This is a genomic window from Methanobrevibacter sp. (assembly GCF_045220775.1).
Classification (GTDB): Archaea; Methanobacteriota; Methanobacteria; order Methanobacteriales; family Methanobacteriaceae; genus Methanocatella.
On record NZ_JBGUWC010000089.1, the window covers coordinates 1 to 11029 of the forward strand.

7 protein-coding genes and 1 tRNA gene are annotated in these 11029 nt (G+C 32.4%); 6 read left to right on the forward strand and 2 right to left on the reverse strand.

The features are described from left to right. Positions 1-7 precede the first annotated feature (7 nt). The 4 genes from ACJROP_RS05510 (at position 8) to ACJROP_RS05525 (ending at position 3383) form a co-directional block, all read left to right on the forward strand. A tRNA-Gly gene (locus ACJROP_RS05510) sits at positions 8-81 on the forward strand. A 145-nt stretch (positions 82-226) separates the two neighbouring features. After that, positions 227-1264, forward strand: coding sequence for a hydroxymethylglutaryl-CoA synthase (locus ACJROP_RS05515; protein WP_405268836.1), 1038 nt, complete (start codon positions 227-229; stop codon positions 1262-1264). A 12-nt stretch (positions 1265-1276) separates the two neighbouring features. Continuing rightward, positions 1277-2434 (forward strand): thiolase domain-containing protein, encoded by a 1158-nt coding sequence (locus ACJROP_RS05520; RefSeq protein ID WP_406534487.1) that lies wholly within the window; start codon positions 1277-1279, stop codon positions 2432-2434. Positions 2435-2459: 25 nt separating this feature from the next. Then, positions 2460-3383, forward strand: coding sequence for a DUF1848 domain-containing protein (locus tag ACJROP_RS05525; protein WP_406534488.1), 924 nt, complete (start codon positions 2460-2462; stop codon positions 3381-3383). A 50-nt stretch (positions 3384-3433) separates the two neighbouring features. Here the strand turns inward: ACJROP_RS05525 and ACJROP_RS05530 are convergent, their stop codons facing one another. Further along, on the reverse strand, positions 3434-5722 hold the full coding sequence (locus tag ACJROP_RS05530; RefSeq protein ID WP_406534489.1) for a peptidoglycan-binding protein: 2289 nt from the start codon (positions 5720-5722) through the stop codon (positions 3434-3436). 605 nt (positions 5723-6327) lie between these two features. On the opposite strand from ACJROP_RS05530, the gene ACJROP_RS05535 reads away from it, so the two are divergent. Further along, the gene (locus ACJROP_RS05535; protein WP_406534490.1) at positions 6328-8457 is read left to right on the forward strand and encodes a right-handed parallel beta-helix repeat-containing protein; all 2130 of its coding nucleotides are present in this window, start codon (positions 6328-6330) and stop codon (positions 8455-8457) included. 69 nt (positions 8458-8526) lie between these two features. On the opposite strand, the gene ACJROP_RS05540 is transcribed toward ACJROP_RS05535, so the two are convergent. Continuing rightward, positions 8527-10095, reverse strand: a complete 1569-nt coding sequence (locus ACJROP_RS05540; protein ID WP_406534491.1) for a hypothetical protein — start codon at positions 10093-10095, stop codon at positions 8527-8529. Between the two features lie 578 nt (positions 10096-10673). Here ACJROP_RS05540 and ACJROP_RS05545 point away from each other — a divergent pair. Next, on the forward strand, positions 10674-11029 hold a 356-nt coding region (locus ACJROP_RS05545), incomplete at its 3' end, for a hypothetical protein (protein WP_406534492.1).

The following is an 11029-nucleotide window of genomic DNA, read 5'->3' on the forward strand; positions in this document are numbered from 1 at the left end:
TTTTTATGCAGTCGTGGTATAGTCTGGTTATTACTTGGGCCTTCCAAGCCTACAACCCGGGTTCGAATCCCGGCGACTGCATCTTGATATTAATTCTTTTTTAAAATACTTATTTTGTTTAAAAAATACTCCATTTTTAGTTAATTTTATATAATAATAAAAATAAAATACTAATAATTAAATTAAATTTTTAATTTCGTTTAAGATTATTATTTAAGGTGATTTAATGGTAGGAATAGTAGGATATGGGGCACACGTGCCATCATATAGAATAAAGGTAGAAGAAATTGCTAAAGTATGGGGTGATGACCCTGTAGCTTTATCAAACGGATTAGTTGTTAATGAAAAGTCCGTTCCTTCTCCTGATGAAGATACTGCAACTATTGCAGTTACTGCTGCTAGATATGCTCTAGCAAGAGCTCAAATTGATCCATCAAAGATTGGTGCTGTTTATGTAGGTTCCGAATCACATCCATATGCAGTAAAGCCGACAGCTTCCATTGTTGCTGAAGCGGTCTGCGCAACTCCAAAATTGACTGCAGCCGATTTGGAATTCGCATGTAAGGCAGGAACCGCAGGCATTCAAATGTCCATGGGTCTTGTTGAGTCAGATATGGTTGAATATGCACTTGCTATTGGTGCCGACACTTCACAAGGAGCTCCTGGAGATGCTTTGGAATACACCGCATCCGCCGGTGGTGCTGCTTACATTATAGGAAAGGAAAATACAATAGCAGATATTAATCACACATGCAGTTTCACAACTGACACTCCTGACTTCTACAGGAGGGAAGGCCAGGACTACCCGTCCCACGGTGGCCGTTTTACAGGAGAGCCAGCTTACTTCAAACATGTTTTGAGCGCTGCAAAGATGCTGTTTGAGGAAACTGATTCAAAACCTGAAGATTATGATTATGCTTGTTTCCATCAACCTAACGGTAAATTCTACTTGAGGGCAGGAAAAAAATTAGGATTCACATCCGAACAAATCAAGCAAGGATTGTTGACTCCTAACATTGGAAACACTTATTCCGGCGCTGTGCCATTGGCTTTATCCAATATCCTGGATGTTGCCGAACCTGGAGATAACATATTCGTTATTTCATACGGATCAGGTGCAGGAAGTGACGGATTCACAATAACCGTAAAAGATGAAATTGTTGAAAGAAGAGAATTAGCTCCAAAAACACAAGACATTATTGACCAAAAGACCTATGTCGATTATGCTGTTTATGCTAAATTCAAAGGCAAAATTAAAATGTAAGGGGGCTTAAATATGAGAGATGTTGCGATTATAGGAGTTTCACAAACAAAATTTGGTGAATTATGGGATTCATCATTCAGAGATTTGATTGCCGAAGCGGGAGTAAAGGCTTTGGTTGATGCCGGCATTGACGGTGACGACATTGAAGCGATGTTTGTTGGAAACATGTCCTCAGGACTTTTTGTAGAACAGGAACACATTGCCGCACTTATTTCCGACCATGTAGGTCTTAACCCTGTACCGACCACAAGAGTTGAAGCTGCTTGTGCATCAGGTGGATTGGCTTTAAGACAAGGTATTATGGCAGTTGCATCAGGTTTTCATGATGTTGTAATTTCTGCTGGTGTGGAAAAGATGACTGATGTAGTTGATGCTACTCCAGCTATTGCCACTGCATCCGATCAGGAATGGGAAGCACAGCAAGGCGCTACTTTCCCGTCATTGTATGCAATGATTGCAAAAAGGCACATGTACGAATACGGAACCACCCGTGAACAATTGGCACAATTTTCCGTAGTAAACCACAAGAACGCATCCAAAAACCCGAATGCACAATTCCCATTTGAGGTTACTGTTGATAAAGTTATCAACTCCACTATGGTTGCAGACCCATTGACACTTCTTGACTGTTCTCCTGTAAGTGACGGAGCAGCAGCAGTTGTAATGGTGCCTGCCGAAGATGCTAGAAAGTACACTGACACTCCAATTTATGTAAAGGCTTCTGCACAAGCTTCTGGAACATTGACCTTACACGACAGAAAAGATATCACTACCATTGAATCTACAAAAGTGGCTTCCAGAAAAGCTTATGAAATGGCAGGAGTTACTGTTAAAGACATTGATTTAACTGAAGTGCATGACTGTTTCTCAATCAACGGACTTTTAGCAGTTGAAGACTTAGGATTTGCCGAAAAAGGTAAAGGAGGAATAGCTATTGAAGAAGGACAAACTGAAATCGATGGTGATTTCCCAATCAACACTTCAGGAGGTCTTAAGGCACGTGGACACCCACTGGGTGCTACAGGTATCGCTCAGGCTGCTGAAGTCGTATGGCAACTCAGAGGAGAAGCAGGCGCACGTCAAGTGGATGGTGCAGAAATCGGTATGACCCACAACATTGGAGGTACCGGTGGTACTGCAGCAGTACACATTTTCGGAAGAGATTTATAAATCTCTTTTACTTTTTCTTTTTTTTATGATAATCAATACAGGAACTAGAACCGATATTCCAGCTTTTTTTAGTAAATGGTTCTTGAACAGGATTGATGAAGGGTTTGTCTGCACCAGAAATCCCTATAATAATGATATCTACAAATATTCGCTTGATTCTAAAATTATCGACTGCTTGTGCTTCTGCACCAAAAACCCTAAGCCATTATTAAAGAATCTGGACAAATTGAATGATTTCAATCAATTTTGGTTTGTAACGATAAATCCTTATGATAGGGATATTGAGGTAAATGTCCCTAGCTTTAAAAAGGTCATCAAAAGCTTTAAGGAACTGTCTGAAACTTTAGGAGTCAATAAGGTTTCATGGAGATATGATCCGATTTTTATAACTGAAAAATATGATTTGGATTTTCATATTGATAAGTTTGAGGAGCTGGCCTGTGAATTGTCGGATTGTACTGATGACTGTACAATAAGCTTCATTGATTTGTATCAAAAGGTTTTAAGGAATTTTCCCGAAGCCGAAGAGGTTACAAAAGAAGAGCAACTGATTATTGGGGAGAATTTCTCAAGAATAGCTAAGGATTATGATATTCAGATGAAAACATGTGTTGAAGGCACTCTTTTAGACCAGTTCGGGTTTGACTCTTCAGGCTGCATGACCCAGCAGGTAATTGAAAAGGCCATTGGAAATAAATTAAAGATTCCCAAAGGAAAATATAGGATCCGCGAATGCAATTGCATATTCGGAAGGGATATTGGAGCTTATAATACATGCATGCATGGATGCAGATATTGCTATGCCAACAGCAACATGAAGCTGGTTAAAAAGAACCAAAAGTTGCACAATCCCTATTCACCCTTGCTGATTGGTGAGGTTAAAGAGAGTGATGTTGTAAATGAAGTCAATGAGCCAAGCTATATTGATAGACAGCAAAAACTAATTTAATTGGCTCTTTTTTAGTGTTTTTTGGGATTCAATTATATTTTCATATAATCTCATATTATTTTTAGTTTTTTTGCGGTTACTTGATTTACTTTTCCAGTTACTTTTAATCCTTTTGCTTTTTGGAATTGTTTCACTGCCTTTTGTGTGCGTTTATCGTAGATTCCGTTTACCTTTAACTTATAGCCTTTATAATACCCTTTCTTTTTAAGGGCATTTTGTATTTTTTTAACCATGGCTTTATCCTTGCTGCCTTTGGAAACAGTTTTGAATTTAACTGAAATTTTAACGTTTGCTTTGGATTTTTGATATTTGCTATCTCCAGCAAATGTAATTTTTGCATTGTACTTGCCTACTTTCTTATTTATAGCAAAAGTAGCTATTCCTCTACTATTGGTTGTGCTGTAGTAGTTTTTGCCCGCAATAGTAAGTTTAATCTTTTTAGATGCCAATGGTTTTTTATTATTGTCCAGCAATTTTATGGTTAATTTCTTTTTAGCTTTATAGTATTTTACAAGATTTTTACCACTTAAAGAAGTTTTGATTTTTAGAATTTTTACACTAATATCTTTATTCTGATTTCTATAATCATCATCAGTAAAACTTATTTTAGCGTTATAGATTCCAGGGTTAAAATTGATGGAAAATTTTGCTATTCCATATTTGTCTGTCTTTTCACTATAAGTTTTTCCGAGGATTGTTAAGTTGACAGTTTTGTTAAAAAGCCCATTACCATTATTATCTGTTACTTTTACTTCTAAGTTTTTGTTTGATTTGTAATATGCTGTGAAATCATTTGCTGTGAGTTGGGAGTCCTTTTTCAATTTTACTGGAATTTCCAATATCTGATTGTTTAATTTGGCGTAAACAGTTCTTATGTTTGGCTCTGGGGAATAACTTATTGTGGCAGTTCCATTTTCGAGTATGACATCCCCTATTATTACAGAATTTGTATAAAATTTGACAGTTAAAGGCAAGTTAATATACTTGTCATATTCGTATATCTCTTTGGTATCATTATCAAAGTATTGATGCAAGCTGACAGTTAATATGTTGTTTTTTTCTTGATATACTTGTTCATTATTTGATGTAAAAGTCATTATTAACCATCTTGATGCATTTATCTTCCATGCTTCCCAATCAGAGCTATGTGGGGAATAATAATGGCCTATATCATTCTGACCCCACCAGCAATATAATAAGGAAGCATTGTCATCCAATGCAACATCGCCATATGCCTTGCCGCTATTGAGTTTTATATAATTTCCAAGAAGAGCACAGTTTTCCATTTTAAGTTCAGTATCTTTAAAGTTGTTGGATACGGATGCATGGTTTGTAACATAATTTTTTTCAAAAATTGTATTGTATACTTCAGTTACAACATGTTGCCCGCTTGGAGGTGCAAGAATTGCCGCTGCATAATATTGGGCATAGCCATTAATGAACTGGCTATTGTTGATTATTAAGTAATTATGATTACTGATTGCGCCGGCGGTATAATTTGTATTTTGATTGATAAAGCTACAGTTGTTAATTGTTGCATTTGCTAAATTAAGTATTGCTCCTGCAGAATATATTGCATAATTCTTTAAAAACAGAGTATTGTTAAAAGATGCAATTCCTCCACATGCAATAGCTCCTCCCACTCCTTTTTCAGCTAGAACATGATTCTCGCTAAAAAATGAGTTTTCAATTTTTGTAATTCCTAATGAATATATGGCTCCACCATACTGGAATGCGCTATTGTTAATGATATTTGAGTTTATTATGGTTAATCTTCCAAGATTATTGTATATTGCTCCTCCATTAAGGCCGGCATTAGAGTCCTTTATTGTACAGTCTATTAAAGTAATTTCTCCTCCATTATTATAAATGGTTCCTCCTATGCCGTCTTCTTCTCCATCAGTGCCTCCGTTTATTAAAGTCAATCCAATTAATGTTAATTTTGCAGGGGAATCCATTTTAAATATTCTAAACATGTTTTTTCCATCAATGATTGTCTTGTCCTTTACTCCCTCAATGGTTAATGTTTTATCGACGGTGAGGTTAAAGTCATCAAATGTTCCCTCTGATAAGTAGATAGTTGATTCTCCATAGCTGTTATTGATTCCTTGTTTAATTGTTTTGTATGGATTATTTTTGCTTCCATCTCCCATTAAATCATTGCCATCTGTAGAAACGTGAATTATGTTTGAATTTTCTTTTAATTCAGTTTCTTCTCCGATTTCTAAATAATCATATAGTTCATCGTTTGAATTTTTTAGATAAGTATTCTGATCGACATTTTCGATATTATTAATTATATTATCATCAATATTTTGAGTAATATCATTGTCTGCCAATTTTACTGCACTAACAGAACCTATAAGGCAAAATATTGCTGTAATAAGTAAAAATATAATTAAAATGTTTCTTGTATTAGTATTTTTATTAATATTTTATCCCCCCATTTTATAGATTTTTAATCAAATATAAATTATATTCATTTCGTAATATATTTTTAATTTTAAGATTTAACAATTAAATATTTTTCTTTTTAAATTTTGTTTGGAATTTTAAATTTTTGGTCTAATAGTCTATGTAAATTCAAAAATTAAAATCGGTAAGACGAATTTTAGCTTAATATTCCAGATTCACTATTGTTAATTGCAATGTTAAAGATAAAGTAAATTAGGGGATGATATATTATTGAGTTTCAACAAAAATTAATTTGAATGGAACTTTTTAGTTTATTAATTTCCGATATTATTATTTTTCAGTTCATTAAATTTTAATTATTTTAAATTAGTGTTTTTAGATAGATTTAAGTAATTAGTATTTATTTTATAAAAATATTTATTTTAAATAAAAATTAGTCAATATTATATAGTATTAATTTATAATAATAAATTATGAGGATAATTTTCAATAATTTATTCTTACAAATTGAACTTGAAGGAGGTGAAATATGAATAAAAAAGGTTTAATTATTCTACTTTTGATATTTTCATTACTAACATTAAATGTTTGTGCTGCTCAGGAAATTGATAATTCTACGGATGCTAATGAGACATTGTCTTTTTCAGAGAAACCTGCTTTAGAATTATCCAATGATACACAAGTTCTTGAAGCTACACAGAATAATACTCACTTTCAAGTTGAAAGTCAAACAAATTTTGATGTGATTGGAGATTACTTTAAGGTAAAATTATTGGATAGCAATAATAAAGCTCTTCAAAACACTAAGGTAACATTTACTGTTAATGGTAAAAGTTATAATCAGAACACTGATTCTGCAGGTATTGCATCATTGCAAATACGATTAAATGATGGATCTTATAATATTGTAACTAAATTTGCAGGAAATTCAAATTATAAATCTTCCTCTCTGACTACTAAAATTACTATGGACAATACTCGTGAAGTAGAAAGTGGAATGAGTAATGCCCAAATCCAAAAGATTATTGATAATGCTAAAGCAAATAATGTAATCTTATTTAAAGGTAAAAACTATGCAGATATTAATCTGATTGTCACCAAATCCTTAACGTTACAAAGCAATGTTCAAACTACATTGAAATCAAGTTCATCAAGTCCAGTAATCACTATTAAGGGAAAAAATGCTTCTTTAACAAAAGTTAAAGGATTTAAGATTGATGGTGGTGATGGAATCAAAGTTGATGGCGCCGATTATGTAACCATTTATGGAAATGACATTACCTCAAAAGGCAATGGCATTGTTGCTTTAAACACTAAATACTTGAACATTACTAAAAATAATATTGTTAAAAATTCTAAAAGCGGAATAATTCTTGCCGAGTCAAGTTATTCATATATTTTTAACAATAAAATAGCAAATAATGCTAAAAATGGTGTTGAGGTAGCTAAATCCAGTAATGTTTACATTCATGGAAATACCTTAACATATAATGGCAAGAATGGTATTTATTTGGATAAAAAAATTAATGGCAAAAATTATGGCGAAGGGCCGAACAATTTGCACATTGATAAAAACACGATTTCTAAAAATGGTGAAAATGGTATTTATGTTTACAGTGCAGGAGATGGTCTAACTATAAAAGGAAATTCAATTGAATCCAACACTGAAAACGGAATTTCCCTATCAGAAATAGGCAATAATAAAATCCAATCAAATGTTATATCTCATAATGGATTTGTGGGAATTGAATTTGGCGGCAATTATGTCATGCCAAAAAATCAGGACATTTCATATAATGCCATTGTAGGAAATGTAGAGCGCGAAGTTGAAGCTAGGGATACTTATTACGATGTCAATGATGACCCGTTGAAACTTGGAGACAATTGGTATAGTGACGGTGTAATTTGTCCTAAAATCAAAACAAATAAAATAAAATTCACTGTCACCCAGATAGGTCCAAACCAATTTCAGGTTGCATTTATAGATTCTAATGGAAATTTGGCCAGTTTACTCCCTGACAGGACATTGTCATATAGGATTAATAATGGAAAAAGCATATCATTAACTGTTAGTGGCGGAACAGCTACATTTACTGTAGATGCGAAAGATGGTGATCTTGTTAAGGCAACTGTTGATTCTTCAAGAAGGGATAATACTTATGATTCAGATGCCAAATCTTCTTCAATAGCAAATAATGGTAAAACACAAGATTATGAATATCCATCAATTCCAAATTACCAATTGTATGAGGATATTGGAACTGGTGGAGGAAATGGCATTGGTGATGGAGACGGGCAGGGCTCTGGTGGAAACAATAACAAAGGAAATGGCCATTCTACTGTTGAAAGTAGTGAGAATACTGGAAACAGTACTTATAGTCAAAAAACAGAACCTGCAAATAATGCAAATAATCAAATAAATGATGTAGAGCAAAGCTATGAAACACAAACATCAACATCCCCTTCCAGCGCATCTGAAAGCAGTTCTGGTGTAGATGCAGATTCAGGTTCAACTCCACAATCTGTAGTAAAACAAATTTTAATCGATGATGATGAATTTTATAAAGTTACTGGAATTACATTCATAATTTTGTTAATAATTTTATCAATTGGAATGTATTATCGTGAAGATATTCGTGAAATGAAATCAAAATTGTAAATTTCATCTCTTTTCTTTTTTTATTTATTTTTATATAAGAATAATAAATGGTAATGGATTTTAAGCTATTTACTCTAATTTTTTGTTTCTTCTGTATCCGATTATTAATAAAATTAATATGAAAACAATCAGTGCAATGAAGTGTTTAATGTCTAAATTGCTTTGCTTTGCAACAGATTCTTGGTTAGTTTTGTTTAACTCATAAGCCTTGTTATCCTCACCATAAGATGTTGAATTTCCAACAACCAACAGTTGATTAAGGTTACTTTCAATCATATTGGATGCATCATCTGAAGTTGAAGTCATTGTATTATTTTCACATGATTTTACTTTATTTAAATTTTTTTCTGCACTGGAATTTTTCATAACCTTTGAATTAGGAGTAGGGATATCTTTGGAATTATTTTCCTTTTGATCAGGTATTTTCGGAGTTTTGAATTGGCTTTTAAGTGTGTCTAAAGAATCATCTGGGAAAAAATCCTTAACCAAATCGCTATATTTATTTAATAAATTCACATTTAAAATGCTGAATAAATCAGATTTGATGGTGGATGATACATGGCTTCTGGTTGTTACATGATTGGGATCAATTACATAAGAGTCATTTGGATTTTCATCTCCCCAATCATTATTGTCGAATTTTGTATATAGGCTTTTAGTATCTTTCCATTTAATAAATATTTCTTGGCCATACGGTGATGAATTATTGGTAATTATGTTATTATGGATATTTATCACGGTTTTTGCATCATACATAGGTTGTTGAATGTAGAAAGATCCTCCTGTTTCTCCACCGTTGTTATTGGTGATGATGGAATTTTCCAGATTTATATTGCCGGAAACCATTACTGCTCCGCCGTTTGTCCCGGCGGTATTGTTCATAAAGATGCATCTGTTGATATGTGATTCGCCGGACCAGCTGTAATATGCTCCGCCCCATTCATCCGCATGGTTGAACATGAAAATGCAGTCTTCAACATTGCCATATCCGGAAACACTTACTCTTATCGCTCCACCATCTCTATGTGCGGAATTATTGATAAAAACACAATTGTAAATATCTGAATCGGCAAAACATGTTGTTACAGCTCCGCCGTCATGGCCTGCATGATTATTCATGAAAAAGGAATTATTCAATAACAAATATCCTCTATGGGTTTCGTTTCCATAATTGGATATTCCCCCCGCATTTACGCCAGCCGTATTGTTTATGAAATAGCAGTTGTCTACATAAACATGTCCGGTTTCCATCGAAATTGCTCCTCCGAAACCTTCTGTGTTTGCATTGATAAATGTTAGATTTTTAAAAGTAACATGCAAAGAATCATTTCTTATGAGGAATATGCTTGATTTTCTTTCTCCATCGATGATAACATCGAGGGGTTCAGCATTTCCTTTTATTGTTAGGTTTTTTGTTATTTCAAAATCGCTGATTTTATAGGTTCCTTTTTCAAGTAGGATTACATCGTTATTTTTTGCCTCTGATAATTCATTAATCAGTTGTGAAGATGAATCTATTGTAATTTCCTCACTTTGAAGTTGATTTTCATCAGTTATTGTTGCAGTCATTGTTGAATTAAGTGTATCTTCTGCATTTATTGCTGAAATGCTTAATAAAATCATTAAACTTAGTAACATGAGAAAATATTTTGAATTAATTATTTCACCTCCCCCATTTTTTAAGATTTGCTTCTTATTATATTTTTATGAAGGATATGATATATAATAATTATTATATCGTTTTTTTTTTAAAATTTAAATATCTATTAATTATTAAGCTGAATTTAGTAGAACTTTAATTTGCATAAATATTTTCATTTATTCTATTTACAAATCCTTATTTTTTTTATTTAACCTTTTTTTTGTATTTTATTTTATATTTAAAACATTTTTTGATTTTTTATCGTTATGAATTATTTTTCATATTTTTTTAAATTAATTAAAATCAATAATATTTATTATTTATTATTGAATGCTATTTATATTTTTAAATATTATTTTAAAATTAATAATTTTAATTATAACTTTTTATTAATATGTTTTTTAAAATTTAAATAATTTTTCATCATTTTTTTAGTATTCGATAAATAATAAGATTTATATTGCATATCGATAAATAATATTAATTGACTAATATCCGATAAAAAAGAGGTAATTTTAATAATTTTTTTATTTCGTATTAGTTTGATTATGATTTAAATTTTAGGAGAAAAAATATGAATAACAAAAAGATATTACTATCCATCTTTTTAGTTGTTTTAATCGCATTATCTGTTAGTTCAGTATCTGCAGAAACTGCTGCTGATGATATTGTAGCAGTTGAAGATACAGATGTTGTAGCTGTGGAAGATATTGAGTTATTGGCTGCAGATCCAGTCTCACCAACAGCAAATACTTCTGATGCTATTCAAACTGCAGTTGATTCAGCAGAAGATGGAGGAATCGTTGATTTAAGTAATTATGCAAGTTATGATATAACTAATAATACAATAACTGTTTCAAAAGACAATCTTGTTATAAAAGGTAATGGAGCCACAACTATCTATGGTTATGGTGACGGTAATGGATTTTT